We start from the raw sequence: 24,088 nt of genomic DNA on the forward strand, positions 1-24,088 counted from the left end.
ACACCCGCTCCCGGCGCCTTCCGGTCGCTTCCGGTGGCGCCCCGTTGACGGGAGCCGCGCGGAATCCTACGGTCACCCATAGGATTCCCTTGCGGGCTCAGGACAGGAGCGGGCGATGAACACGGAGCAGGCCAGGAAGACGGCCGAGGCGCTCACCTACAGCACCGGTTTCGGCAACGAGCACGGCTCGGAGGCGGTCCCCGGCGCGCTGCCGCACGGCCGCAACTCGCCGCAGCGCGCGCCCCTCGGCCTCTATGCCGAGCAGCTCAGCGGCAGCGCCTTCACCGAGCCCCGGGCCCACAACCGCCGCTCGTGGCTCTACCGGATCCGCCCGTCGGCCGCGCATCCGCCGTACACCCGGATCGACAACGGCGCGCTGCGGGGCGCCCCCTTCACCGAGACCGTGCCCGATCCCAACCGGCTGCGCTGGGATCCGCTGCCCGACCCGGCCCCGGGCACCGACTGGCTGGCCGGCCTGTGGACGCTCGGCGGCAACGGGGACGCGTCCCGGCGCACCGGCATGGCCGTGCACCTCTACCACGCCAACGCCTCCATGGAGCGGGTCTTCGGGAACGCGGACGGCGAGCTGCTGATCGTCCCCGAGCGCGGCGGCCTCCTCCTCCGCACCGAGCTGGGCCTGCTCGCCGCCCGCCCCGGCGAGGTCGCGCTGGTCCCGCGCGGGGTCCGCTTCCGCGTCGAGCTGCTCGACGAGACCGCCCGGGGGTACGTCTGCGAGAACCACGGCGCCCCCTTCCAGCTCCCCGACCTGGGCCCGATCGGTGCCAACGGCCTGGCCAACGCCCGTGACTTCCGGGCCCCCGTCGCCGCCTACGAGGACGTCGAGGGGCCGGTCGAGGTCGTCAACAAGTACTGCGGCAACCTCTGGTCGGCGACGTACGGGCACTCCCCGCTGGACGTCGTCGCCTGGCACGGCAACCACACCCCGTACGTCTACGACCTGCGTCGCTTCAACGTCATCGGGACGATCTCGTACGACCACCCCGACCCGTCGATCTTCACGGTGCTCACCTCGCCCACCGACACCCCGGGGCTCGCGAACGTGGACTTCGTGGTCTTCGCCCCGCGCTGGCTGGTCGGCGAGGACACCTTCCGGCCGCCGTACTTCCACCGGAACGTGATGAGCGAGTACATGGGCCTGATCGAGGGCGCGTACGACGCGAAGACCGCCGGGAAGGGGGGCTTCGTCCCGGGCGGCGGCTCGCTGCACACCATGATGTCCGCGCACGGGCCCGACCGGGAGACCTTCGACAGGGCCAGCGCCGCCGAACTGGGGCCGCAGAAGATCGACGACGGCCTGGCCTTCATGTTCGAGACCCGCTGGCCGGTGACGACGACCCCGCAGGCCGCGGACGCCGACCATCTGCAGAAGGGGTACGACGACGTGTGGCAGGGTCTGGAGCGCCACTTCCGGCCGTAGCATCCCGGCCACAAGCCCGCAGCTCCCGTACGGAGGACCCGTGACCGCCTTCGCTCCCGACTCGCTGGTCCTGAACCGCAAGCTGCCGCTCTGGTACCAGGTCTCGCAGTCGCTGCGCGCCTCGATACTGGGCCGGACGCCGGACGCCTCGCTGCGGCTGCCCACCGAGGAGCAGCTCGCGGCCCACTACGGCGTGAGCGTGCTGACGATGCGCCAGGCCCTCAAGGAGCTGGAGGAGGAGGGTCTGATCAGCCGGCACCGGCGGCGCGGCACCTTCATCGAGCCGGGCGCCCGGCGTTCCGCCCCGCGCCGGCTGCTCGGCTCGATCGACGCGATCGTGGCCCAGCAGTCGGGCGAACGGACGACGGTCCTCGGGCACGGCACCGGACCCGTGCCCGGGGAACTGGCGGAGTACTTCCCGGACGTGCCGGAGATCGTGGCGTACCGGAGGCTGCGCAGCGACGGCGAGAGCGGGGAGCCCACGAACTGGGCGGAGAACGCCGTGCTTCCCGCGCTCGCCGCCGCCATCGACCCTGCGGACCTGGAGCGCTGGCCGATGACGAAGGTGCTGCGGGACGTGGTCGGCGTGCGGATCAGCCGCATCACGGACACGGTCGAGGCCCGTCTCGCCGATCCGGAGACGGCCGGGCTGCTCCGGGTCCCGCTGCTCTCCCCGATCCTCCACTACACGGGCGTGACCTACGACGAGGACGGCAGGGTCGTCGACGTGGCGCGCATCCGCTACCGGGGCGACCGCTTCTCCTTCACGGTCACGGTGGAGGCCGACTGACCGGCGGCCGCCGCCACCGGTCCCCGTACCGGTGGAGGACCACCGACGGCGGTCGTTAGCATGCGGGGCGTGACGGATGACGCCCGGCCCCAGGACGCGCCCCTCCTCGACGAGTTGATGCCGTGGTCCGTGGCCCCGCCCCGGCTCGGCCGTTCCTGGATCGTCGCTCCCGACGCGCGGACGCTGCGGGCCCGCTGGGACCGGCTCGTGGCCGCGGAGGGGGCCGAGCGGGAGGCGCTGTTCCGGCCCAGCGGGGCGCGCACCACGGCGAGCGCGGTGGCCGCGCTGCCCGGACAGCGGACCGGGACCGCGCGGTTCGCCCGCGAGCCGGGCCCCTGCCCGGAGCCGGTACGGGTGGCGCACGGGCCGTTCGACGAACAGTGGCTGCTCCCCGACCACCGGCTGATCGACTCCGCGCGGCCGGAGCTGTGGCGGGTCGCCGGCGAGCCGCAGCTCTTCGCCGTCGAGCAGGGGTACGGGCCGGGAGCGGCCGGCCCCCCGCTCCTGGTGACGGCCGCCCTGCCGGGAGGCCGCTCCCCGACGGGCCGTCCGGGCCGCGTCCGCCCGCTGTTCCGGCGCCCCGGCGGCCGCGAGCCCAATCTCGCGCCCGGCCTCCTGGCCTTCCTCGGCGAGCGGTACGGACACGGGGTCACCCCGCGCGACTGGCTGGCGTGGACGGTGGCGGCGGCGCGCCCCTCCCCCGCCGGGTGCCGCGTTCCGCTCCCCGCCGACCGGGAGGTCTGGGCCGCGGGCGTGGCGCTCGGCCGGGAGCTGGCCGACGTGCAGCTGCGCGGCGCCCTGAGCGGCACGGGACCGAGGCTGCCGGGCGGGCGCCGCCCCTATGTGCGGGCGGCGGTCCCGGCACGGCCGACGACGATGGCGTACGACCCGGAGAACGAGGCGCTGGAGCTCGACGGGGGCCGGATCTCCCCCGTGCCGGCGGAGGCGTGGGAGTACCGGGTGGGCGGGGTGCGGGTCCTGGAGCGGTGGTTCGCGTGCCGCACCGCCCCCGCGGAGCCGGGCTCCCTGGAGGCGATCGGCCCGGCCGCCTGGCCCCGGGAGTGGACCTCGGAGCTGCTCGGCCTGATCACCGTGCTCGCGCTGCTGGGAGCGCGGGAGCCGGAGCGGGCGGCCCTCGCCGCGGGGACGGCCGGCGCGGCGGACCTGCGGGCCGCCGGGGTGCTGCCGCCGCCGGCCGGGACCCGCCGCCCCGCGTCCGTACTGGATCACCCGGAGGAGGGCCCGGAGGGGCAGTTCGCACTCCTGTGACCGGGGAGCCGGGCGGCGGCCCGCACCCGGCAGCGACGGGATCCGGCCCGCTCCCGCGCGGACCCGGCCCCGCCGTGTCCCGCCCGGACCGGCGGGGTGACGCATCCCCTGATGACAGGGGGTGGCCCGGCAGGATAGGCAGGACGGTCATGAGCACTCAGCCACTCCCCCTCGCGGGGGTCACGGTCGTCGCCGTCGAGCAGGCGGTCGCCGCCCCCTTCGCCACCCGGCAGCTCGCCGACCTCGGCGCCCGCGTCGTCAAGATCGAGCGTCCCGACGGCGGCGACTTCGCCCGGGGGTACGACACCGCCGCCCGGGGCCTCGCCTCCCACTTCGTGTGGTGCAACCGGGGCAAGGAGTCGGTGGCGCTCGACCTCAAGGACCCCCGGGGCCTGGCCCTCGCCCGGCGGCTGGTGGCGGGCGCCGACGTCTTCGTGCAGAACCTCGCGCAGGGGGCGGCGGCCCACCTCGGCCTCGACGCCGCCACCCTGTGCGCGGCGCACCCCCGGCTGATCGCGGTGGACGTCTCGGGGTACGGGGCGGAGGGGCCGTACGCGCACCGGCGGGCCTACGACATGCTCGTCCAGTGCGAGACGGGCCTGGTGTCGGTGACCGGCACCCCGGAGCACCCCGTCAAGTCGGGTGTCCCGGCGGCCGACATCGCCGCCGGGATGTACGCCTTCGCGGGCGTCCTCGCCGCTCTCGTGCGGCGCGGCGCGACCGGCCTGGGCGGGCCGGTGGAGGTCTCCCTGCTGGACTCGCTCGCCGAGTGGATGGGGCACCCGCTGCACCACGGGATGCACGGGGGCACGGCCCCGGCGCGCACGGGCCTCGCGCACGCGGTGATCGCCCCGTACGACGCCTATCCGACGGCGGACGGGAGTCTGGTGCTGCTCTCCGTGCAGAACGACCGGGAGTGGCGGCGCCTCGCCGGGCGGGTTCTCGGCCGGCCCGGTCTCGCCGACGATCCGGCCTTCGCGACGAACGCGGCGCGGGTGGCCGGGCGGGCGGCGACGGACGCGGTGGTCGCGCGGGCCCTGGCCCCGCTGACGGCGGACGAGGCGCTGGCCCGTCTCGACGCGGCGGGCATCGCCTGCGCCCGGCTCAACTCGGTGGCGGAGCTGGCGGATCACCCGCAGCTGACGGCACGTGACCGGTGGCGGGAGGTGGAGTCGCCGGCCGGGCCTCTGCGGGCCCTGCTTCCGCCGATCGTGTTCCCGGACGCGCCGGAACCGCGGATGGACCGGATTCCGGCGCTCGGTCAGGACACGGACGAGGTGCTCACCGGACTCGGGCTGTGCGCGGCGGAGGTGCGGGAGCTGCGGGAGGCGGGTGTGGTCGCCTGACGGGGGCGGACAGAGGGGTGCGAACACGACTGAACGCCGGACGGGCGGGGACACGTCCGGCGGAGTCGCGTCGGGGCCGCGTGGGCGGCCGGATCAGTGACGGGTGCCGAAGAGCGAACGGCGCAGACGGCGGAGCGGGGCGAAGAGCGAGACCCGCGCGCTGCGGCTGCGGTGTCCGCGCACCGGCGTGTCGTGCGTACGTGCCGTCAGTTCCCGCATCAGCAGGGTCGCCTCGGCCGCCTCGCGCCGGGGCACGGCGGGTCCGCCGAGCACCGCGAGATGGCGGTCGAGCCGCGAACTGGTCGCGCTGCTCCCGCAGGTGATGGCAGGCACTCGCGGCCTGCTGCGCATTGCTATCTGTTCCATGTCACTCCCCACCCGTACAAGGGCACCCGACCCGGGCAGGTTAACCCTATCGCCCCGTCACGACACTCGTGTATCCCGGCGGCGGGATTCGACGCACTCGTACGGGGGTTGACGATCACCCTCCGAATCCATCTGATTCCAGGGCGAGTTGGACAGGCATCGAACACCTGTCGAAACGTCATGAACCATCCTGCACTCCGGCGCGACGACCGGGGGCACGGAAGCCGGTGTGATCTCCGCCACCAAGATCCACCACCGGGCGCGTCGCCGGATCCCACCGATGGTCCGCCGTCGCACCGGAGCGGTGACGACGCCCCTCGGCTACCGTGGGGCCATGACGGTGATCGCGGGTCGTTACCGGCTTCTGGACGTCCTGGCCGAGGGGGCGACGGGCACTGTCTGGCGCGCCCTGGACGAGACGGACGGCCACGAGGTGGCCCTGAAGGAGCCCCGGGTCCCGCCCGGCCTCCCGGCGGACGAGGTTCCCCCGCTGCACGCGCGCCGGGAGCGCGAGGCGCGAACCGCCGCCCGGATCTCCCACCCCTGCGTCGTGCGGGTCCTCGGGGTGGCCTCCGAGAACGGCCGGCCCTGGGTCGTGACGGAGCTGGTCCGCGGCCTCTCCCTCGCGGAGACCCTGGAGGCGGACGGCCCCCTGCCCCGGCGGGAGGCGGCGCGCGTCGGCGCCGAGGTCCTGGCCGGGCTGCGGGCCGCGCGGGAGGCGGGCGTTCCGCACCGGGGCGTGCGGCCCGACCACGTCCTCCTGGGGAACGACGGCCGGGTCGCCGTCACCGGCTTCGTCACCGGCGCCGGCGCCGGACCGGACGGCGCCACGGACCCGGCGGCCGACCTGCGCTCCCTGGGGACGCTCCTGGAGGCCGCGACGGACGACCGGTCCGGGCCGCTGGGCGCGGTGGTCGACGCGCTCCTGGGGGCGGAGGACTCCGGCCCCGCGACGGCGGACGGGATCGAGCGCGAGCTGCGCCGGATCGCCGGGGGCGGGGCGCGGGCGGCGGACCCGGCGGGGACGGGGGCGGCCGCCCCTCCTCCCGGCACCCGGGAAAACGGGGACGACGACGCGCGCGGGGCGGCCGGTGCCCCGGCGGAGCGGGACGGCGGAACGCCCCGGCGGAGCGCGTCCCGCCGCACCCCCGTCCTGGTGGCGGGGGTCGTCGGGGCGCTGCTGATCGCGGGGGCGCTGGTCTACCACTGGGTGGAGGACGACGGGCGGGGCGCCGGACCGGGTGCGCCGGGCGGTGTCACGAGCACCGCTCCGGCCGGTTCCGGCGCCCCGGGGGCGGACGGCGGAGGGGTTACGCCGCGTCCCTGAAGGGGGGCAGGTAGCCGCCGGACTGCCCGGCGGCGGTGGGGTGGTAGGACTCGCCGATGTTCAGCCAGTTGACGCTGTGCAGCCAGGCGGAGCCGGAGCAGATCTCGTGGCCGGTGAAGGCGGGGACGACGCTCGCGAAGGTGAAGCCGTGGTCGGCGACGCGCTTGGCGATGGCCGCGTTGAGGTAGTCGGAGGCCCCGTTGATGGCCTTGCGCTCGCCCTCGCTCAGGCCGGCCACACAGCTCCCGCCGAGCTGGTAGAAGCGCGGGTAGCCGAGGACGACCACCCGGGCGTTGGGGGCCTTGGCCGCGATGGCGTTGTACACGGAGTCGAGCTTGCCGGGCAGGGTCGAGTCGACGTACGCCTTGGCCTGATTCACACGGTTCACGCAGGTGGTTTCGGACTGGAGCACACAGGTCGTCATGACGTCGGCGAAACCGGCGTCATTTCCCCCGATCGTGAGGGAGACCAGGTCGGTGGCGGTCGAGAGGGGTCCGAGCTGATTCGCGGTCACATCACCCGTTCGGGCGCCCGAGCAGGCGGTGAAGGCGAACGAGGCGGGGGCGTTCGCGTTCTTCCAGAGGACGGGGTACGCCTTCGTGGACCGCTTGCAGTCGCCGCTGGCGCTGTCGTAGCTGCCGGCGCCGACACCGGAGGAGTACGAGTCCCCCAGCGCCACGTAGTCGACGGCCGCGGCGGTTCCGGCGGCCTGTGCGGCGCCCGCCCCGGTGAGGGCGAGGACGGCACCGAGCAGGAGCGAGGACGAGAGGGCGGTGAATCGGGTCAGTCTCATGGGACCTCCTGTAGCAGGGTCTCTGCGCTACCAGGTAGTAGCAGCGGAATCGCCCGGCCGGAAGTGTTCATGTCAAAAGCGGGGATGAAGGATTGCCGAAATCCTCTGGAGAGCGACCAGTTCCGGCCATGTTGGGAACCGGAGGCTCCGCTCCCGCTCGGCGGTCGGAGGGAGCGCGGACCGTCCGGCCGTCGGCCCCCGGAAGAGCGCCCCCGCCCCACCCTTCTCACCGCGTCATCGAATTGACCGAATCAGACCGAAAACTCGGCCGTTCCGAGCGCTGATTCTTCGTCAAAGCACGGAAACGGGGGCCGGGGTGGGGGGTCTTGCCATACAGTCCCCTGCATCAATACCGTCGTACATCTCACCCGATCCGATCCGTCGCGCAAACAGCTCTGGGGAGGGCTCCCGCGTCGCGACGGTTCCGGTCGGGGCGCGGCAAAGGGGGGGTGCCGTGTTCGGCGTCAGCACGTGCGCCGGGACACGGGTGCCGCGCGGCCGGTCATGCCAACCCGTCGATCCCGCAAGGAGATCGTTTCCACGCGGGCGGGCGGGAACCCCCCTTTCGCACCGGACACACCACCGGGCCGCCCAAGGGGTGGGCGGCCCACCGGACGAGAGGGAAACCAGACGCATGAGCTCGTTCCTGCGCCCGGCCGCCACGGGCCAAGAAATGACCGAGCCGAGTCGAATAGCCGCTCAGTACCGGGCCATCACCTCGCACCTGGCGATCACACCGCCGGTGAGTGTGGTCATTCCCGCGATGAACGAAGCGGAAAACCTTCCGTACGTCTTCAAGACGCTGCCGGAATGGATACACGAAGTCGTCCTGGTCGACGGAAACTCCACCGACAACACGGTCGACGTCGCCCGTGAGCACTGGCCCGACGTCAAGGTCGTCAAACAGGTCGGCAAGGGCAAGGGGGACGCGCTGATCAGCGGGTTCGCCGCCTGCACCGGCGACATCATCGTCATGGTCGACGCGGACGGCTCGGCCGACGGCCAGGAGATCGTCTCCTACGTCTCCGCCCTCGTCGGCGGCGCCGACTTCGCCAAGGGCTCCCGTTTCGCCAACGGCGGCGGCACGGACGACATGACGGTCGTCCGCAGACTCGGCAACCGGGTGCTCTGCGCACTCGTCAACCGCAAGTTCGGGGCCCGGTACACCGACCTCTGCTACGGCTACAACGCCTTCTGGCGCCACTGCCTCGACAAGATCACCCTCGACTGCACCGGGTTCGAGATCGAGACCCTGATCAACATCCGGGTCGTCAAGGCGGGACTCAGGGTGCAGGAGGTGCCGAGCCACGAATACCTGCGCATCCACGGCGTCAGCAACCTCAACGCCGTGCGCGACGGCATCCGGGTCCTCAAGGTCATCCTCAAGGAGAAGGCCGTGAGCCGGTCGGCACGCCGCCGGCCCGCCGCCTTCTCCGTCAACGTCCCCCGGGGGGAGACCCTTTGAGCGACCGCACGTCCCCGCACGGCTTCTCGGTGGTCATCTGCGCCTACACGGAGGACCGGTGGGAGGACATCCTCGCCGCCGTCGACTCCGTGCGGGGGCAGTCGCTGCCGCCCCTGGAGACCCTGCTCGTGGTCGACCACAACGAGCGCCTGCGGTCACGGCTCGCCGAGGAGTACGCGGACGCACGGCCCGGGGAGGAGGTGCGGGTGCTCGCCAACACGGGCCCCCGCGGCCTCTCCGCCGGGCGCAACACCGGAATCGCCGCCTCGCGCGGCGCGTTCGTGGCCTTCCTGGACGACGACGCCGTCGCCGAGCGGGATTGGCTCCGCCACTTCGCCGCCGCCTACGACGACCCGCGCGTCATGGCCGTCGGCGGCCGGACCCTGCCCGTCTGGGCGTCCGGCCGGCGCCCCGGCTGGTTCCCCGAGGAGTTCGACTGGGTCGTCGGCTGCACGTACCGGGGCCTGCCCCCGGGCCGCGTCCCCGTACGGAACGTGCTCGGCGGCAACGCCTCCTTCCGCCGTACCGCCTTCGACGCGGCGGGCGGTTTCGCCCTCGGCATCGGCCGGGACGGCGACCGGCGCCCCCTGGGCGGCGAGGAGACCGAGCTGTGCATCCGGCTCTCCGAGGCGCTGCCCGGGGCGGTCCTGCTCATGGACGACCGGGCGGTCATCCACCACAAGGTGCCCGCAGCCCGCGAGCGCTTCGCCTACTTCCGGACCCGGGTGTACGCCGAGGGGCTCTCCAAGGCGCTCGTCGCGCGGAGCGTCGGCGCGCAGAAGGGCCTGGAGTCCGAACGGCGCTACACCACCCGCGTGCTGCCCGCCGGCGTCCTGCGCGGCGCGGGCGACGCGCTGCGCGGCCGTCCCGGCGGCGCGGGCCGCGCCGGGGCCATCGTCACCGGGGTGGCGCTCGCGGCCTGCGGTTACGCGCTCGGCCGGCTCCGCGCCCGCCGCTCCGGCACCACCTTCTCCTGGGGACCGGTCGAACGGACCGGGGAACGGGCCGGAGCGCGGACCGGGGAACAGGCCGGCGAACGGGCCGGGGACGGAACCGTCGTGAGCGGGGCCGCCGAGGGAGCGGTCGGATGACGGGGACGACGCCCGGCGCGTCCGCGCCACCCGGCGCGCCCAGGACACCCGGCACGTCCGCGGCACCCACGGCCCCCGGCGCGCCCGCGCCGGCCCGGAGCGCCCCCGTGCCGATCCTCATGTACCACGCCGTCGCCCGGGACCCGGCTCCCGCCGCCCTCGGGCTCTCCGTCACGCCCGAGGCGTTCGCCGCCCAGATGGCGGTGGTCGCCGAGCGGGGGTTCACCCCGCTGACCACCGCCGGGCTCGCCGCGGCCTGGCGGGACGGGGCGCCCCTGCCCGCCCGGCCCCTGCTGATCACCTTCGACGACGGCTACGAGGGCGTGCACCGGCACGCGCTGCCCGTGCTCGCCGGGCACTCCTTCGTGAGCACCGTCTTCGTGTCCACCGGCTGGCTGCGCGGCCGGCACCACGCGGGCGGCGCGCTCGACGCCATGCTCGACTGGGCGCAGGTGCGCGAACTGGCCGGGGCCGGGACGGAGATAGGCGGTCACAGCCACAGCCATCCGCAGCTCGACCAGCTCGGCGCGGAACGGCTCCGGTTCGAGACGCTGCGCTGCCGGGAGATCGTCGGCGAGGAGCTGGGGACCGCTCCCGTCTCCTTCGCCTATCCGTACGGGTACTCCAGCCGCCGGGTCCGCCGGGCGGTCCGGGAGGCCGGGTTCGCCCAGGCGCTCGCCGTCGGCAACGCGCTCGCCCGCCGCCGCCAGGGACCGTACGCCCTGGAGCGGGTGACCGTCCGCCGGTCCACCGGCACCGGGGAGTTCGTCCGCCTGATCGAGGGCCGGGCGATCGCGCGGAACTTCGCGGCGGACCGGGCCATGACGAAGGGGTACGCGCTCGCCCGGCGCGCCCGGGGCGCGGTGCGGGGCCATTGGATCTGACGTGCCGCACCCGGCGGCCGGGGCGCGCCCCGTCCGCAACGCGGTGCGCGGCACCCCGGTCGCCGGATCATGGCCGCCGTCCCACCGGCACCCTCCGCGCTCCAGCGGTCGTTGTCGATCCGGCTGAACCTCGACGACGGCGACGCGCCGTCGGACGTGGCCGGCGTCCTCTTCCCCGGCCGTTTCGCGGCCGGTGAGCGGCCCCACGCGCACAGCACCGGCCTGGACCCGGGTCAGGGCCGCGGCGACCCCGCTCCCGGCGGGCCCCGGTGCCGCGGACCGCGAAGGACGACGACCGCAGCGCCCTGCTCGCCGAGAGGGGGCTGGTCGCCGCCGGTCTCCCGCTGGAACCGGGGGCGGGGACGTCACCGTGACGGCCACGGGCGCGGAGCCGGCGGCGCGGGTCCTCGGCGGGGCCACGGGAGGGCGTGCCGCGCGGGGGCGCGACGCCGGCGGAGCTGTTCGCGCTGCGTCGCGGCACGCCCCCGGCGGACCTTCCCGAACCCCGGACGGCGGGGGCGGGCCCGTACCTGTGGCGCTTCCGGGAGGCCCGGCCCGGCCGGTCCCGGTCAGCCGGGCAGGTCCTGACTGTCGTACGCCGCCCGCAGGGCCTCGCTCATCGCCGCCTCGGCGGCCTCGCGGCTGAGGCCGAGGCGGCGGACCTCCTCCGCGTACCGGGCGGCCGCGCCGGCGGCCCGGCGGCTCGCCGCGTCCCCGGCGGCGGCGACGAAGGTCCCGTGACGCCCGCGCGTCTCGATCACCCCGTCCGCCTCCAGCGCCTTGTACGCCTTGGCGACCGTGTTCGCTGCGAGTCCCAGCTGCTCCGCGAGCCCCCGTACGGTCGGCAGTTTGCTGCCGACCGGCAGTCCGCCCGACCGGGCCCGCTCCGAGATCTGGGCACGCAGTTGTTCGTAGGGAGCGGTGGTGGATTCGTGGTCCACGACGATGGTGAGTGTCACCCGCCGATTCTGCCTCCACGCCGCCGGAAAAGGGGAGGCGGCGGCGGGCCCTCCCCCGTAACGTGCGCTCACATGACCGTGATCGTCCGTGACGTGCGGGACCGGGACGCCGAGGGCTGGACCCGGGTCCGCCGTGCCGCGCTCCCCTTCGTGCTCGCGACCGCCGAACAGTTCACCTTCGAGCAAACGTATGCCCACCCCGACAGCCACGCGCGTCCACTCGTCGCCGTGACCGGGGACGACCGGGTCGTCGGCACCGCCCAGCTGCGGATCGCCCACGATTCCCCGGAACCGGGCATCGGCTCCGTCAACGTGTACGTGGACCCCGCGCACCAAGGACACGGCGCCGGGACGCTGCTGCTGCGCGCCGCCGAGGAGCACCTCGCCGAGCACGGCGCGCACACCTTCTACAGCTGGGTCCTGGACGCGCCGGAGCACCGCGCCTGGGCCGAGCGGCGGGGGTACTCCCCCAGCCGCTCCGCCCACTTCCTCCGGCTCGACCTGACGGGGGCCGTGCTGCCGCCGCTCCAGGCTCCTCCCGCCGGTGTCACGCTGCTCACGGCCGAGGACTTCGCGGCCGATCCCCGGCCGCTGTTCGAGCTGGACGCGGTGACGACCGCGGACGAGCCGGGCGACGTGACGGTCGCGATGGACGACTACGCCCACTGGCTGGAGACGACCTGGGCGCATCCCCTCCTCGACCGGTCGCTGACGACGGTGGCGGTGGTGGACGGGGTGCCCGCCGCGTTCACCGCCGGGCAGACGGACGGCCTGGGCCGGTACGGCACCGGGATGACGGGCACGGCGCCGGCCTTCCGGGGCCGGGGGCTCGCCAAGCTGGTGAAGAACGCGTCCCTGCACCGGGCACGGGCGGCGGGCTGCACCGAGGCGCTCACGGGGAACGACGCCGGGAACGGCCCGATGCTGGCGATCAACCGGTGGTTCGGCTACGAGATCGTGGCGACGGAGGTGCGGCATGTCCGGAAGGCCGGTTGAGGTCACCCTGACGAAGGCGGGCCGGACGAAGATCCGCTACCCGGCCGAGGTGCTCGCCGAGGGGGCGGGCCGGCTCTCGGTGCGCGCGCCGTGGGCGGCCGAGGGGGTGCGGGACTTCGGCTTCGTGCGGTTCGAGCCGGGGGACGTCTTCGTGGAGCACTACTGGGACGACCGCTGGTTCACGGTCAAGGAGGTGTGGTCCGCCGACGGCCTCCTCAAGGGCTGGTACTGCGACGTCACCCGGCCCGCGGTGATCGGCGGTTCCGGGGTGGTGGTCGAGGACCTGGACCTGGACCTGTGGGTGTCGGCGGACGGCAGCGAGGTGCTGCGGCTGGACGAGGACGAGTTCGCGGCGAGCGGTCTCGCCGCCACCGATCCGGAGGCGGCGGTCCGGGCCGTGGCCGCCCTCGACGCGCTGGAGGCGCTCGGCCGGGACGGACTGGCGGAGCTGGCCGGTCCGCCGGGGACGGGCCCGGGCGCGTCCGGGGGGTAGGGCGTGCGTCGAGGGGCGTTCCGGACGCGCCCGGGGTGCGTCAGCGCAGCTCGACGTCCGTCTTCTCCACGACGAGGAAGCGGGGCAGCGGCAGTCCCGTCCCGCTGAGCTGGAGCAGGGTGGCGTCCACCCGGGCGGCACCGGGACGGTAGGCGGGGTCCTTCACGACGGAGCGGTTGGTCCAGGTGTGGAGGTGCCCGTCGCAGACGGCCCGGGTGCCGCCGATCCCGGTGGACCGGTCGCCCTGGACGAGGGTGGAGGCGACGAACACGGGGCCCGCGCTGTCGTCCAGGCACCGGTAGGTGCCGGAGAGGGTGACGGTGCTGTCGGCCGCGACGGTTCCGTACGCGTCGACGGAGAGGGCGTTGGTGAAGTGGCCGTCCGCGACGAGGCTCAGGTCGTCGGTGAGGCGGCCGGAGTCGGCGACCGCCTGGCCGTCGTCCCCTTCCGCGTGGGCGAGAGGGGCGACGGCGGCGGTGAGCAGGGCGGCTGCGGCAAGTACGAGCCGGACGCGCATGAGGGTGTTCCCTTCGGGTGTGGGGGATGGTACTGCCCGCCAGGGATACCCGGATCCGGCCGTCGGACGGCCGGGATTAACCCCTTCGGGGGCGGGCCGGACCGGGCGCCGATCCCTCCCCCGGCCCCTTCACGCCCCGGCGCGCCGGGGCACCGCCCTCCTCAGGAGCGGCCAGGCGAGCAGGACCGCGACGACCGCGTACACGGTGATCGAGAACGGCGTGTTCACCAGGCCGACCGGGGAACCGTCGCTGATCTGGAGGGCGCGGCGCAGCTGCTGCTCGGCGGCCGGGCCGAGGATGACGCCGATGACGGCGGGCAGCACCGGCAGGCCGTAGCGGCGCATCCCGAGGCCGATCAGGCCGATGACGAGCAGGACGACCAGGTCGAACGCCTCGCCGCCCACCGCGTACGCGCCGACGGCGGCGAAGAAGAGGATGCCGGCGTAGAGGTACGGACGCGGGATGCGCAGCAGCTTGGCCCAGACCGGGGCGAGGGGCAGGTTGAGCGCGAGCAGCAGCACCATGCCGACGAAGAGCGAGGCGATCAGGCCCCACACCAGCTCCGGCTCCCGCTCGAAGAGCAGCGGGCCGGGCTGGATGCCGTACTGCTGGAACGCGGCCAGCATCACGGCGGCGACGGCGGTCGTGGGCAGCCCCAGGGTGAGCATGGAGACGAGCGTGCCGGCCGCGGAGGCCGAGGCCGCCGCCTCGGGCCCGGCGACGCCCTCGACGGCGCCCTTGCCGAACTGCTCCTTGTGCTTCGAGAGCCGCTTCTCCGTGACGTACGAGAGGAAGGTCGGGATCTCGGCGCCGCCGGCCGGGATCGCCCCGAAGGGGAAGCCGATGAGCGGGCCGCGCAGCCAGGGCTTCCAGGTGCGCCGCAGGTCCTCCCGGCCCAGCCAGGGACGGCCGACCGGGATGGCCTCCCCCGCCGTGCGGCGCAGGTGCGCGGCGACCCACAGGGCCTCGCCGATCGCGAAGAGGCCGACCGCGACGATGACGACGTCCACGCCGTCGGCGAGCTGGAGCGAGCCGAAGGTGAGGCGCTGCTGCCCGGTCATCGGGTCCAGGCCGACCAGGCCGATCGTGAGGCCGATGAGCAGGGAGGCGAGGCCCCGGACGCGGGAGGAGCCGAGGACGGAGGTCACCGCGATGAAGGCGAGGACCATGAGGGCGAGGTAGTCGGGGGCGCCGATGCCGACGGCCAGGGCGGCCACGGTCGGCGCGAGGAGGACGAGCAGGATCGTGCCGATCATGCCGCCGGCGAAGTGGCCGACGGCGGCGGCGGCGAGCGCCTGCGCGCCCCGCCCGGCCTTGGCCATGGGGTTGCCCTCGATGGCCGCGACGACGGCCGCGCTCTCGCCGGGGGTGTTGAGCAGGATGGAGGTGGTGGAGCCGCCGAACATGGCGCCGTAGTAGATGCCGGCGAACATGATGAAGGCGCCGGTCGGTTCGAGCCCGTAGGTCACCGGGAGCAGCAGGGCGACGGCCATGGCGGGGCCGATGCCGGGCAGGACGCCGATGGCGGTGCCGAGGAGCACGCCGAGGGCGGCCCAGAGCAGGTTGACCGGGGTGAGGGCGGTCCCGAAGCCGTCGATCAGGGAGTTCAGGGAATCCACGGGTCAGATCACTCCCATCAGGGGGCCGCCGGGCAGCGGGACGCCGAGCAGCCGGTCGAAGACGACGTAGGTGAGGAGCGACAGGGCCGCCGCGATCAGGGGGTCGCGGCGGAGGTGGCGGCTGCCGAGGACGTGGGCCGCGCCCCAGAAGAGGAGGGCTCCGGCGACGGGGAAGCCGACGGGGCCGATGAGGACGGCGAAGGCGAGGAAGACGCCGGTGAGGAGCAGGACGGTGCGCCGGTCGGCGGGTTCCGTCAGATCGACGTCCTCGCCCGCCTCGGCCTCGCCCCGGCCGCCGCGCAGGACGTCGACGGCGAGGAGGACGGAGACGACGAGGAGGCCGCAGCCGACGACGAGGGGGACGGTGGCGGGGCCGACCGGGCCGCGGCCGCCGGCGGTGTCGCCGAGGGTGAGGGCGTCGGCCAGGACGAGGACGCCGAGGAGGAACAGCAGGGCTCCGACGCCGAGTTCGGAACGCCCGCGCAGCCAGGAGGGAACGGTCGGTCTCACAGGCCCAGCTCCTTGAGTACGGAGGCGACGCGCCGGTTCTGCTCGGTGAGGAAGGCGCCGAAGCGCTCACCGGGGAGGAAGGCGTCGTCCCAGCCGTGGGTCTTCAGCGACGCGCGCCACTGCGGGGAGGCGTGCAGTTCGGTGACGAGGGTGACGAGCCGGTCGCGCTCGGCGTCGGAGAGGCCGGGCGGGGCGACGATGCCGCGCCAGTTGGTGAACTCGGTGTCGAGGCCGGCCTCGCGGAGGGTGGGGGCGTCGAGGCCGGGGACCCGCTTCGGGCCGGTGACCGCGAGCAGCCGCAGCTCGCCGGCCTTGATCTGGTCGAGGTACTCGCCGACGCCGGAGACGCCGAAGGCGACCTTGTTCCCGAGGATGGAGGCGAGGAGTTCGCCGCCCCCGTCGAAGGGGACGTAGTTGACGTCCGAGGGGGCGATCCCCGCGGCCTGCGCCATCAGCATCGGGGCGAGGTGGTCGGGGCCGCCGGGCGAGGAGCCGCCGCCGACGGGCAGCTTGCCGGGGGCCTTCTTCCAGGCCGCGAGCAGGTCCTGGACGGTCTTGTACGGGGAGTCCTTGCCGACCACGACGATGTCCTGCTCCTCGGTGAGCCGGGCGATCGGGGTGGTGTCGGCGAGGGTCCTGACGGTCTTGTTGGTGTGGACGGCGCCGACGACGCCGAGTCCCATGGACATGGCGAGGCGGCCGTTGCCGCGTTCGCCGACGAGCCGGGTGAGGCCGACGGTGCCGCCCGCGCCGGGCAGGTTGAAGACCTCGACGTCGCCGGTGAGGCCGGCCTCCTCGGCGTTCTTGGCGACGGTGCGGGCGGTGATGTCGTAACCGCCGCCGGGGGTGTTGGGGACCATGAGGCGCAGGCCGGGGATCCGGGTGCCGGTGTCGGCGCCGCTGCCCGGACTGAGCAGGGGCGGTCCCACCAGCACGAGCAGCGCCGCCCCGAGGAGGGCGAAGGGGGTGCGCAACCGCACGTGTGCCGCCTCTCAGAAGGTAGGGAAAGGGGGTGAGGTGGCCCACATGTTGCCCGCGCGTTAAGAAGCTGTCTCTCTTCCGCAACCAACGGACGTTGTGGTCGTTGTGGTCGGGACCTAGCGTGGGTCGGCGTGACGAAAGTGCTGGTCGTGGACGACGACTTCATGGTCGCCAAGCTGCACTGCCGCTATGTGTCGGCGGTGGCGGGCTTCACGGTGGCCGGGGTCGCGCACAGCGGCGCCGAGGCGCTGCGCGCCGCCGAACGGCTCCGGCCCGACCTGGTGCTGCTCGACGTGTTCCTGCCCGACATGGACGGCATCCGGGTGCTGCGGGAGCTGCGGGCGGCCGGGCACGGCACCGACGCGCTCTTCATCACGGCGGCGCGGGACGCGGGGACGATCCGCTCGGCGCTGCGGGCCGGGGCGCTGCACTACCTGATCAAGCCGTTCAGCCAGGCCGCGCTGCACGAACAGCTCCGCCACGCCGCCTCGTTGCGCGACCGCCTGGACGGGCTGGACGAGGCGCGGCAGGAGGACGTCGACCAGATCTTCGGCACCCGCCCGCGCGGCTCCCGCGGACTTCCGAAGGGCCTCGCCGCCCACACGGCCGACCTGGTCGACTCGGTCCTCCGCGCCCACCCGGAGGGCCTCTCGGCGACGGAGTGCGCCGAGGCGGGTGCCCTGTCCCGGGTCAGCGCCCGCCGCTACCTGGAGTACTTCGCGGAGACGGGCCGCGCGGAGGTCACCCTCCGCTACGGCGGCACGGGCCGCCCGGAACGGCGCTACCGGCGCCTGGACTGAGGGGGGCGGCCCGCGGAGAACGCCCCGGGCGACGGGAACGGCGCGCGGGGCGTCGCCCCGGGCGGTGGGGGCGTCCCGCAGGGCGTTCCCGGGTGCCCGGCGGCGGTTCCGGGGTGCCCGGCGGCGATTCCCGGATGCCCGGCCGCTGTTCCGGGGGGGGGGTTCCTCAGGCGTCGCTTAGTGGCTCCTTAAAACGGCCCTAAGAAACGGCCCTCCCGTCTCTCCGGGGGCTTTTGGGCGGTTGCGGGCCGCTAGCTTGCTGATCGACCCGCTCGCCGGTCGCCCCCACGCCCCCCTCGTGAAGGAGCTGTCCTCCCATGACCTCTCGCCGTTCGGCCGCGGCCGTCACCGCCGGCACCGTGCTGGTCCTGTCCGGCCTCACCGCCGGACCCGCGTTCGCGCACGGGTCGATGACGGACCCGGTGAGCCGGGTCTCGACCTGCTACGCGGAAGGGCCCGAGAACCCGCGGTCGGCGGCCTGCAAGGCGGCGGTGGCGGCGAGCGGGAAGCAGGCGTTCTACGACTGGAACGCGGTGAACATCGCGAACGCGGCCGGACAGCACCGCAAGCTCATCCCGGACGGCAAGCTGTGCAGCGCGGGCAACAACACGTACCGGGGCCTCGACCTGGCGCGGGCCGACTGGCCGGCGAGCACCATGAGTTCCGGGTCGCACACCTTCCACTACAAGGGGACGGCCCCGCACAAGGGCTCGTTCGAGCTGTACGTGACGAAGGACGGTTACGACCCGTCGAAGCCGCTGAAGTGGTCGGACCTGGAGGCGAAGCCGTTCGTCTCCGTGACCGACCCGAAGATGCAGAACGGCGACTACGTCTTCCAGGGGACGGTCCCGAAGAAGTCCGGCCGCCACCTGATCTACTCGATCTGGCAGCGGTCCGACTCCCCCGAGGCGTTCTACACCTGCTCGGACGTCGTGTTCGGGAAGGACAACGGCTCCTCGGCGCCGAGTGCCACCGCGCCCACCGAACAGCAGATCGAGAGCGGCGCGGGCCGGTCCTCGGTCCAGCACGGCGGGCACGGCGGGCACGGCGCCGGGGCGAAGGGTGCCGAGGGGACCGGCACCCGGAAGACGGGCGCCGAGGGGACGGCGGCCCCCGCGCCGGCCTCCTCGGCGCCCTCGCACCGGACCGCGCCCGACACGCGCGCGCACGCCGCCGGCACGGAACTGGCCGAGACCGGCGGCGACTCCACCACCCCGTACCTCGCGGTCGGCGGCGGCGCCGTGCTCGCGATCGGCGCGGCCGTCCTCTTCGGGACCGCCCGGCGCCGCCGGGCGTAGGGGGTGCCGGGCCCGGTTCCCGCCGGGCCCGCGCCGTCCGGGGGGACGCGGGGCGGGGGGGGGCCCCCGGGGGGGCGGCCCCCGGCACTCGTTCGCCCGGACGGGGAAGCGGCCCCCGTGCGGCCGGCGCGTCAGACGCCGTCCGCCGTGCCGGCCGCCCTCGTACGGCGCATCAGCGCCGAGCCGGCCAGGAAGACGATGGCCACGGCGCTCAGCAGCGCCGCTGCCTTCGCCCAGGCGAAGGCGGCGCCGAGACTGCCGCTCAGCAGGTCGACCGCGCGGGCGCTCGCGACCCCGTGGAGCGCGATGACGGCGCCGGAGAGACCGGCGGCGGCCGCCCAGACGGCGAGGGTGTCCCGGGCCGCGAGCCACACCGCGCACACCAGGCAGAGCACGGTGACGACCACGGTCAGCGTCTGTACGTCGCCGCCCGCGCGCAGGGCCGCGAGGTCCGTCGGCAGGTGGACGAGGCCGCAGGCGAACAGCGCGGCCGCGGCGGGCCAGCGCAGTACCGACCGCAGCGCGGGCGAGACGGTGTGGCTGCCGGGTCCCGCGGCCAGCGCGCCGTCCAGGCGCGACTTCTCCCGCCGGGCACCCCGGCCGCGCTTCGGTGCGTCGCCGGCCGGGGCGGGGCTTCCGCCGGGGCGCGCGTGGTCCTCGGGGCCGGCTCCGGGCTCCCGCTCCGGAGCGGTCCCGGCGGTGGGCCGCCAGTCGCTGCTGTCGGCGCCGAGGATGCCGACGAGCTGGACCACGTCCTCGATCGGCCGGCCCACCGCCGCGGCGCGCAGCGTGGTCTCGGCCTGGCGGAGGTCGTACCCCGACGCGTTGAGGAGGGCGAGCAGTTCCCGCACCTCGCCCAGGGGGCGGGTGACGGCGGCCGCGCGGAGCGCCACGTCGGCGGGGCTGGACAGTTCACCGGTGGCCTGCAGTCGGGCCACCAGCGCGGCGACCTCGTCGACCGGGCGCTCGGTCGCCGCCGTCCACAGGAGCGTGTGGACCGCCTCGTCCCCGGTCTCGTCCCGGGCGGCTCCGGCCGGGGCCGCCCCGGCCCGGACGGTCCCGTCCCGCGCGGTCCCGTCCTGGACGGTCTCGTTCCGAACGCTCCCGTCCCGCCCGGAGTCCTCCCCGGCGTCCTCCGGAACGGCCGGGGCCGCCCCGGCCGTCGCCTCCGGAGCCCCGCGAACCGCCTCTCCCTCCGGGGCCTCCGCCGTCGCCGGTGGGTCCGGTGCTCCCGGAACCGGCGGCGCCTCCGGTCCGGCCGCCCGCTCGTACCGCTCCTCCCCGTCCGGAACGGTGCCGGGGTGCGCGGGGGCGGACGGGAGGACGGTCACGGCCGGGACGGCGGGCGGCAGGGCCGGCCGTTCGGGGAAGGAGGGCGCGCCGGGCGCCGGGGAGACAGCCGACCGCCGGGCCGTTCCCGGGGCGTTCTGCGCGGTCGGTCCTATGTCGTCGTCCGCCGGACGGATGTGGGGGGCGTCGGTGGTCATGTCGCATGCTCCATTCGTGGACGTCCCGGAGGTGTCCACCGTGGCTGTCTCGTGAAGTGCGAGAAACGCACACTTGACCACGATTAGCGCGTATCCCGTGGCACTGCGCCATCGGGGGACGGCCTCCTTGGTCCGACGGGGCGAAAACGCCCGGCCCCGGCCGCCGGGAGATCCGCGCGACGCGGCCGGGACCCCGGAGGGGCCCGGCCGCGCCCGGGACCGCTCCCGTCAGCCGGCCGAGGAGAGGCAGGTGGTCGGGGTCGCGCGGGCCGGGTCGAGGGCGTTGGCCACCTCGTGGAAGGCGATCCGGTCCACCGTGCCGACGGCCACGTGCTCGGACAGGTCGAGCGCGCACTTGTCCTGGATGAGGACGTTGGTGACGTTCGGGCCGCTCAGGAACTGCGTGCGGTACGGGGTGACGACCTCGTCGTACTTGGTCGCGATGACGTGGTAGCGGACCCCCGGCACGGTGTCGCCGCCCTCGTTGAGCGCGGTCATGAAGGGCGATCCGGCGATCTGGTCGGCGAGGGCCGGGGTCGCGGAACCGATCAGGTCCTCGGCCCCGGGGAAGTACGGCAGGAGCCGGGTGAGTCCGAGCAGGGTGGTGCCGTGGTTGTCGGGGGCGATGCCGACGAGCGCGTTCACCTTCCCGGCCCCGCCGAGGAACTTGAGGTACCAGCGCGGCATCATGCCGCCCTGCGAGTGTCCGACGAGGTCGGCCTCGGGGGCCCCGGTGGCGGCGAGGACCCGGTCGACGTAGGAGGCGAGCTGCCCGGCGGAGGCGGCGATGGGGCCGAGCCCGTGGAAGAGGGGCACGTTCGGCAGCTGCCCGTAGTCGAGCGAGAAGACGCAGTACCCCCGGTCGACGAGGTACGGCGCGAGGCCGAGCCAGTTGTCGACGGAGTTGCCGAAGGTGCCGTGGACGAGGACGACGGGACGCGGGTGCGCGGCGGAGGGCTTGCAGGAGAAGTCGTTCCAGCCGCGGCCGGCCGCGGCGGTCTCGGACCCGGTCGGGGCGGCGGAGGCGGAGGCGGTGGGGGCGAGCGTGGCGGCGGCGGTCAGCAGCAGGACGGACAGCGCTCTGACGGCGTGCTTCCAGGGCAGCATCGGGCGATCTCCTTGCGGCTCGAGGGGAGAGGTGGGGTGTGACGCCCTGCGGCCCGGACCACGGGTGGGGATGCGCTCCAGCCAAGCTACGCACGGGTAGCCTCCGCTGGGAAGTTACGGGTCGGCAAAAACTGATGCGCCGTCATGGCCGTCCGGTGTAGGGGCGCCGGGCGCGGCGCGGTCACCGGTCCGCGCCCCGGACGCCCGGCCCCGGGCACCCCCGCCCCGGACCGTGCTCCCGGTCAGCCATTCGGACGCCTCCCGCCTGCGGAAGGACCCCCCGGGCCGGAGCGTGGGGACATGAGTTTCGTCGATGAACTGAAAAGCGCCGTCACCCCCCGGGCCGCCCTGCTCGTCGTGGGCGTCTTCGCCCTCCAGCTCCTGTTCATCGCCTCGTACGTCGGGGCCCTGCACCACCCGCGGCCGAAGGACGTGCCCTTCGGCGTGGTCGCCCCTCCGCAGGTCTCCGCCTCCCTCGTGGGGAAGCTGGAGGGGCTTCCCGGCGGGCCGCTCGACCCGGAAACGGTCACCGACGCGGCCGAGGCCCGGAAGCGGATCATGAACCGGGACCTCGACGGCGCCCTCGTCGTCGATCCCCGGGGCCGTACCGACACCCTGCTCGTCGCCTCCGGCAACGGCACCGCGCTCTCCACCGTCCTCCGGTCCGTGATCACCACGGTGGAGGAGACCCAGCAGCGGACGGTGCGGACCGTCGACGTGGCCCCGGCCTCCCCGCGGGACTTCAACGGGCTCTCGTCCTTCTACCTGGTCATCGGCTGGTGCGTCGGCGGTTACATCTGCGCCGCCATCCTGGCGATCAGCGCGGGCTCCCGGCCCGAGAACCCGGCGCGCGCGGTCATCCGCCTCGGCGCTCTGGCGGTCTACTCGGTCCTCGGCGGCCTCGGCGGCGCGATCGTCGTCGGCCCGGTCCTGGGCGCCCTGCCCGGCAGCGTCGCCGGCCTGTGGGGCCTGGGGGCCCTGGTCGTCTTCGCGGTGGGCGCCGCCACCCTCGCCCTCCAGTCGGTCTTCGGGATCGTCGGCATCGGCCTGGCGATCCTGCTGATCGTGGTCGCGGGCAACCCCAGCGCCGGCGGCGCCTTCCCGCTTCCGATGCTGCCCCCGTTCTGGAAGGCGATCGGCCCGGCCCTGCCGCCGGGCGCGGGCACCTGGGCGGCGCGCTCCATCGCGTACTTCAGGGGCAACCACATGACCGCCTCGATGCTGGTCCTCTCGGCCTGGGCGGTCGTCGGCACGCTGGTCACCCTGGTGGTGTCCGCCCTGAAGCGCTCCCCGGAAGCCGGGGCGGCCGCCCGCGAGGGCGGCCCGGTCCGCTCCTGACGCGCCGGAGCCCCTCCGCGAACGGGTTCGCGGAGGGGCTCCGGCGTGTCGCGGGGGCCGTCAGAACACGTTCACCCCGTACGCGCTCAGCGCCTCCGTCACGGGCTGGAAGAAGGTCGTCCCGCCCGAGGAGCAGTTGCCGCTGCCGCCCGAGGTGAGGCCGATGGCCCGGCTGCCCGAGTAGAGCGGGCCGCCGGAGTCGCCGGGCTCGGCGCAGACGTTGGTGCGGATCAGACCGGAGACGATGTCGCCGCCGCCGTAGTTCACGGTGGCGTTGAGAGCCGTCACGCTGCCGCTGTGGATGCCGGTGGTGGAGCCGCGCCGGGTGACCGACAGGCCGACCGTGGCGTTGCCGGCGCTCGTGATGTCCACGCTGCCGACCGTTCCGGACTTGGTGACGGAGCTGTTGGTGTAGCGGACCAGTCCGTAGTCGTTGCCGGGGAAGCTGGACCCGGCGGTGGTGCCGAGGACGGTCGTCTTGGAGGAGTTGGAGTACCAGGTCCCGGCACCGTCCGTGCAGTGGCCGGCCGTCAGGAAGTAGTAGTTGCCCGCGCCGTCGCGGACGTTGAAGCCCAGCGAGCAGCGCCAGCCGGCGTCGGCGTAGATCGCGTCGCCGCCGGATATCAGCTTGCTGAACCGGCCCGGGGTCCGCTCGACGCGGAGGGCGGCCGCGTTGGCTCCGGCCCGCTGCTTGATCCTGGCGATCCCGGCTTCGGAGACGGTGGAGTCGGCGGTGACGACGACCTTGCCGGTGGCGGTGTCGACGTGCCAGGCGGTGCCGGCCACGTCGGCGGCGCGGACCGCGTCGCTCGTCGCCGCGAGGGCGGCGGCGCCGAAGGCGCCCGTCTGCTGCGTGGAGTCGGCGTTCGCGGTGGGGACGGCGAGCGCCGCGGCGGCGGCGAGACCGACGGTGACGGCGAGCGTCCGGATCGTTCTCGTGGGGGTGGTGCGCATGGTCCTCACTTCTCGTTCCTCCCGAGGGGAATCGGGGACCCGCCGTGGGGTGCCGGGCCCGTGAGGCGCGGCCCGGAGGCCGGCGCTGTGGGGGAGTCTCGGCCTTGACGAGTTCACGCCGCAAGGGCGCCTTTCAGCCGTGTGAGCCCCAACACACCTTGCTTCAGAGGGGGTTGACGGTCCCGGAACGGCGCATGCTCCACCCCCGGTCCCGGGTCGTCCCGCCCGCGCGGCACGCCTCCGCTCCGGTACGGAAGCC

At 74.6% G+C, this 24,088-nt stretch carries 24 protein-coding genes; 14 read left to right on the top strand and 10 right to left on the bottom strand.

Features of this window, described 5'->3' with window-relative positions; translation table 11 throughout:
* Positions 1 to 115 precede the first annotated feature (115 nt).
* From hmgA to ACFYZY_RS15795, 4 genes are all read left to right on the top strand, one after another.
* The gene (gene hmgA / locus ACFYZY_RS15780; RefSeq protein WP_388693826.1) at positions 116 to 1,438 is read left to right on the top strand and encodes a homogentisate 1,2-dioxygenase; all 1,323 of its coding nucleotides are present in this window, start codon (positions 116 to 118) and stop codon (positions 1,436 to 1,438) included.
* A 40-nt stretch (positions 1,439 to 1,478) separates the two neighbouring features.
* Positions 1,479 to 2,228, top strand: a complete 750-nt coding sequence (locus ACFYZY_RS15785) for a GntR family transcriptional regulator (protein WP_388693828.1) — start codon at positions 1,479 to 1,481, stop codon at positions 2,226 to 2,228.
* A 60-nt stretch (positions 2,229 to 2,288) separates the two neighbouring features.
* Positions 2,289 to 3,497 (top strand): type ISP restriction/modification enzyme, encoded by a 1,209-nt coding sequence (locus ACFYZY_RS15790; protein WP_388693830.1) that lies wholly within the window; start codon positions 2,289 to 2,291, stop codon positions 3,495 to 3,497.
* Between the two features lie 149 nt (positions 3,498 to 3,646).
* Positions 3,647 to 4,843, top strand: coding sequence for a CaiB/BaiF CoA transferase family protein (locus tag ACFYZY_RS15795; RefSeq protein ID WP_388693833.1), 1,197 nt, complete (start codon positions 3,647 to 3,649; stop codon positions 4,841 to 4,843).
* Positions 4,844 to 4,936: 93 nt separating this feature from the next.
* Here the strand turns inward: ACFYZY_RS15795 and ACFYZY_RS15800 are convergent, their stop codons facing one another.
* Positions 4,937 to 5,209, bottom strand: coding sequence for a hypothetical protein (locus tag ACFYZY_RS15800; protein WP_388693836.1), 273 nt, complete (start codon positions 5,207 to 5,209; stop codon positions 4,937 to 4,939).
* A 334-nt stretch (positions 5,210 to 5,543) separates the two neighbouring features.
* On the opposite strand from ACFYZY_RS15800, the gene ACFYZY_RS15805 reads away from it, so the two are divergent.
* Positions 5,544 to 6,536 carry a serine/threonine-protein kinase gene (locus tag ACFYZY_RS15805; protein ID WP_388693838.1) on the top strand — a complete coding sequence of 331 codons (993 nt, stop codon included), beginning with the start codon at positions 5,544 to 5,546 and terminating at the stop codon, positions 6,534 to 6,536.
* Here the strand turns inward: ACFYZY_RS15805 and ACFYZY_RS15810 are convergent.
* A complete protein-coding gene (locus ACFYZY_RS15810; RefSeq protein ID WP_388693840.1) occupies positions 6,520 to 7,329 on the bottom strand; it encodes an SGNH/GDSL hydrolase family protein in 810 nt (269 codons plus the stop codon). The two genes, ACFYZY_RS15805 and ACFYZY_RS15810, sit on opposite strands and share 17 nt — an antisense overlap.
* A 634-nt stretch (positions 7,330 to 7,963) precedes the next feature.
* Here ACFYZY_RS15810 and ACFYZY_RS15815 point away from each other — a divergent pair.
* From ACFYZY_RS15815 to ACFYZY_RS15830, 4 genes are all read left to right on the top strand, one after another.
* A complete protein-coding gene (locus tag ACFYZY_RS15815; protein WP_388693842.1) occupies positions 7,964 to 8,794 on the top strand; it encodes a glycosyltransferase family 2 protein in 831 nt (276 codons plus the stop codon).
* A complete protein-coding gene (locus tag ACFYZY_RS15820; protein ID WP_388693843.1) occupies positions 8,791 to 9,885 on the top strand; it encodes a glycosyltransferase family 2 protein in 1,095 nt (364 codons plus the stop codon). The genes ACFYZY_RS15815 and ACFYZY_RS15820 overlap by 4 nt, the downstream gene beginning before the upstream one ends.
* Before the next feature lie 119 nt (positions 9,886 to 10,004).
* On the top strand, positions 10,005 to 10,769 hold the full coding sequence (locus ACFYZY_RS15825; RefSeq protein ID WP_388693987.1) for a polysaccharide deacetylase family protein: 765 nt from the start codon (positions 10,005 to 10,007) through the stop codon (positions 10,767 to 10,769).
* Between the two features lie 69 nt (positions 10,770 to 10,838).
* On the top strand, positions 10,839 to 11,357 hold the full coding sequence (locus tag ACFYZY_RS15830) for a DUF5925 domain-containing protein (RefSeq protein WP_388693845.1): 519 nt from the start codon (positions 10,839 to 10,841) through the stop codon (positions 11,355 to 11,357).
* Here ACFYZY_RS15830 and ACFYZY_RS15835 read toward each other — a convergent pair.
* Positions 11,339 to 11,728 (bottom strand): GntR family transcriptional regulator, encoded by a 390-nt coding sequence (locus tag ACFYZY_RS15835; RefSeq protein WP_388693847.1) that lies wholly within the window; start codon positions 11,726 to 11,728, stop codon positions 11,339 to 11,341. The two genes, ACFYZY_RS15830 and ACFYZY_RS15835, sit on opposite strands and share 19 nt — an antisense overlap.
* A gap of 72 nt (positions 11,729 to 11,800) precedes the next feature.
* Between ACFYZY_RS15835 and ACFYZY_RS15840 the strand changes: the two genes are divergently transcribed.
* Positions 11,801 to 12,724 carry a GNAT family N-acetyltransferase gene (locus ACFYZY_RS15840; RefSeq protein WP_388693850.1) on the top strand — a complete coding sequence of 308 codons (924 nt, stop codon included), beginning with the start codon at positions 11,801 to 11,803 and terminating at the stop codon, positions 12,722 to 12,724.
* Positions 12,705 to 13,217, top strand: a complete 513-nt coding sequence (locus ACFYZY_RS15845) for a DUF402 domain-containing protein (protein ID WP_388693852.1) — start codon at positions 12,705 to 12,707, stop codon at positions 13,215 to 13,217. Before ACFYZY_RS15840 ends, ACFYZY_RS15845 begins: the two co-directional genes overlap by 20 nt.
* Before the next feature lie 40 nt (positions 13,218 to 13,257).
* Here ACFYZY_RS15845 and ACFYZY_RS15850 read toward each other — a convergent pair whose 3' ends face one another.
* From ACFYZY_RS15850 to ACFYZY_RS15865, 4 genes are all read right to left on the bottom strand, one after another.
* Complete coding sequence (locus ACFYZY_RS15850; protein WP_388693854.1) at positions 13,258 to 13,734, bottom strand: DUF6299 family protein; 477 nt, start codon at positions 13,732 to 13,734, stop codon at positions 13,258 to 13,260.
* A gap of 129 nt (positions 13,735 to 13,863) precedes the next feature.
* The gene (locus tag ACFYZY_RS15855) at positions 13,864 to 15,354 is read right to left on the bottom strand and encodes a tripartite tricarboxylate transporter permease (protein ID WP_388693856.1); all 1,491 of its coding nucleotides are present in this window, start codon (positions 15,352 to 15,354) and stop codon (positions 13,864 to 13,866) included.
* A gap of 3 nt (positions 15,355 to 15,357) precedes the next feature.
* The gene (locus ACFYZY_RS15860) at positions 15,358 to 15,864 is read right to left on the bottom strand and encodes a tripartite tricarboxylate transporter TctB family protein (RefSeq protein ID WP_388693859.1); all 507 of its coding nucleotides are present in this window, start codon (positions 15,862 to 15,864) and stop codon (positions 15,358 to 15,360) included.
* The gene (locus tag ACFYZY_RS15865; protein WP_388693862.1) at positions 15,861 to 16,844 is read right to left on the bottom strand and encodes a Bug family tripartite tricarboxylate transporter substrate binding protein; all 984 of its coding nucleotides are present in this window, start codon (positions 16,842 to 16,844) and stop codon (positions 15,861 to 15,863) included. Before ACFYZY_RS15865 ends, ACFYZY_RS15860 begins: the two co-directional genes overlap by 4 nt.
* Positions 16,845 to 16,976: 132 nt before the next feature.
* Here ACFYZY_RS15865 and ACFYZY_RS15870 point away from each other — a divergent pair, with 132 nt between their 5' ends.
* Both ACFYZY_RS15870 and ACFYZY_RS15875 read left to right on the top strand, forming a co-directional pair.
* Complete coding sequence (locus ACFYZY_RS15870) at positions 16,977 to 17,645, top strand: response regulator (protein WP_388693865.1); 669 nt, start codon at positions 16,977 to 16,979, stop codon at positions 17,643 to 17,645.
* Between the two features lie 317 nt (positions 17,646 to 17,962).
* Positions 17,963 to 18,943, top strand: a complete 981-nt coding sequence (locus ACFYZY_RS15875) for a lytic polysaccharide monooxygenase (protein ID WP_388693868.1) — start codon at positions 17,963 to 17,965, stop codon at positions 18,941 to 18,943.
* A 131-nt stretch (positions 18,944 to 19,074) separates the two neighbouring features.
* Here ACFYZY_RS15875 and ACFYZY_RS15880 read toward each other — a convergent pair whose 3' ends face one another.
* Positions 19,075 to 20,430, bottom strand: a complete 1,356-nt coding sequence (locus ACFYZY_RS15880) for a hypothetical protein (RefSeq protein WP_388693870.1) — start codon at positions 20,428 to 20,430, stop codon at positions 19,075 to 19,077.
* Positions 20,431 to 20,658: 228 nt separating this feature from the next.
* Positions 20,659 to 21,537 carry an esterase/lipase family protein gene (locus ACFYZY_RS15885; RefSeq protein WP_388693873.1) on the bottom strand — a complete coding sequence of 293 codons (879 nt, stop codon included), beginning with the start codon at positions 21,535 to 21,537 and terminating at the stop codon, positions 20,659 to 20,661.
* A 300-nt stretch (positions 21,538 to 21,837) separates the two neighbouring features.
* Here ACFYZY_RS15885 and ACFYZY_RS15890 point away from each other — a divergent pair, with 300 nt between their 5' ends.
* Positions 21,838 to 22,875: a DUF3533 domain-containing protein gene (locus ACFYZY_RS15890; RefSeq protein ID WP_388693874.1), complete on the top strand. Its 1,038-nt coding sequence runs from the start codon at positions 21,838 to 21,840 to the stop codon at positions 22,873 to 22,875.
* A gap of 60 nt (positions 22,876 to 22,935) precedes the next feature.
* Here the strand turns inward: ACFYZY_RS15890 and ACFYZY_RS15895 are convergent, their stop codons facing one another.
* The gene (locus tag ACFYZY_RS15895; RefSeq protein ID WP_388693877.1) at positions 22,936 to 23,838 is read right to left on the bottom strand and encodes a S1 family peptidase; all 903 of its coding nucleotides are present in this window, start codon (positions 23,836 to 23,838) and stop codon (positions 22,936 to 22,938) included.
* Positions 23,839 to 24,088 lie beyond the last annotated feature (250 nt).

Origin of the sequence: Streptomyces sp. NPDC001744 (assembly GCF_042892575.1) — a bacterium.
Taxonomy (GTDB): domain Bacteria; phylum Actinomycetota; class Actinomycetes; order Streptomycetales; family Streptomycetaceae; genus Streptomyces.

Bases quoted from the DNA above. Each gene is read 5' to 3' on its own strand.
- hmgA (WP_388693826.1), top strand. From the start codon at position 116: ATGAACACGGAGCAGGCCAGGAAGACGGCCGAGGCGCTCACCTACAGC.
- ACFYZY_RS15815 (WP_388693842.1), top strand. From the start codon at position 7,964: ATGAGCTCGTTCCTGCGCCCGGCCGCCACGGGCCAAGAAATGACCGAG.
- ACFYZY_RS15875 (WP_388693868.1), top strand. From the start codon at position 17,963: ATGACCTCTCGCCGTTCGGCCGCGGCCGTCACCGCCGGCACCGTGCTG.
- ACFYZY_RS15890 (WP_388693874.1), top strand. From the start codon at position 21,838: ATGAGTTTCGTCGATGAACTGAAAAGCGCCGTCACCCCCCGGGCCGCC.
- ACFYZY_RS15810 (WP_388693840.1), bottom strand. From the start codon at position 7,329: ATGAGACTGACCCGATTCACCGCCCTCTCGTCCTCGCTCCTGCTCGGT.
- ACFYZY_RS15850 (WP_388693854.1), bottom strand. From the start codon at position 13,734: ATGCGCGTCCGGCTCGTACTTGCCGCAGCCGCCCTGCTCACCGCCGCC.
- ACFYZY_RS15830 (WP_388693845.1), top strand. From the start codon at position 10,839: ATGGCCGCCGTCCCACCGGCACCCTCCGCGCTCCAGCGGTCGTTGTCG.
- ACFYZY_RS15795 (WP_388693833.1), top strand. From the start codon at position 3,647: ATGAGCACTCAGCCACTCCCCCTCGCGGGGGTCACGGTCGTCGCCGTC.
- ACFYZY_RS15885 (WP_388693873.1), bottom strand. From the start codon at position 21,537: ATGCTGCCCTGGAAGCACGCCGTCAGAGCGCTGTCCGTCCTGCTGCTG.
- ACFYZY_RS15800 (WP_388693836.1), bottom strand. From the start codon at position 5,209: ATGGAACAGATAGCAATGCGCAGCAGGCCGCGAGTGCCTGCCATCACC.
- ACFYZY_RS15825 (WP_388693987.1), top strand. From the start codon at position 10,005: ATGTACCACGCCGTCGCCCGGGACCCGGCTCCCGCCGCCCTCGGGCTC.
- ACFYZY_RS15880 (WP_388693870.1), bottom strand. From the start codon at position 20,430: ATGACCACCGACGCCCCCCACATCCGTCCGGCGGACGACGACATAGGA.
- ACFYZY_RS15840 (WP_388693850.1), top strand. From the start codon at position 11,801: ATGACCGTGATCGTCCGTGACGTGCGGGACCGGGACGCCGAGGGCTGG.
- ACFYZY_RS15805 (WP_388693838.1), top strand. From the start codon at position 5,544: ATGACGGTGATCGCGGGTCGTTACCGGCTTCTGGACGTCCTGGCCGAG.
- ACFYZY_RS15845 (WP_388693852.1), top strand. From the start codon at position 12,705: ATGTCCGGAAGGCCGGTTGAGGTCACCCTGACGAAGGCGGGCCGGACG.
- ACFYZY_RS15790 (WP_388693830.1), top strand. From the start codon at position 2,289: ATGCGGGGCGTGACGGATGACGCCCGGCCCCAGGACGCGCCCCTCCTC.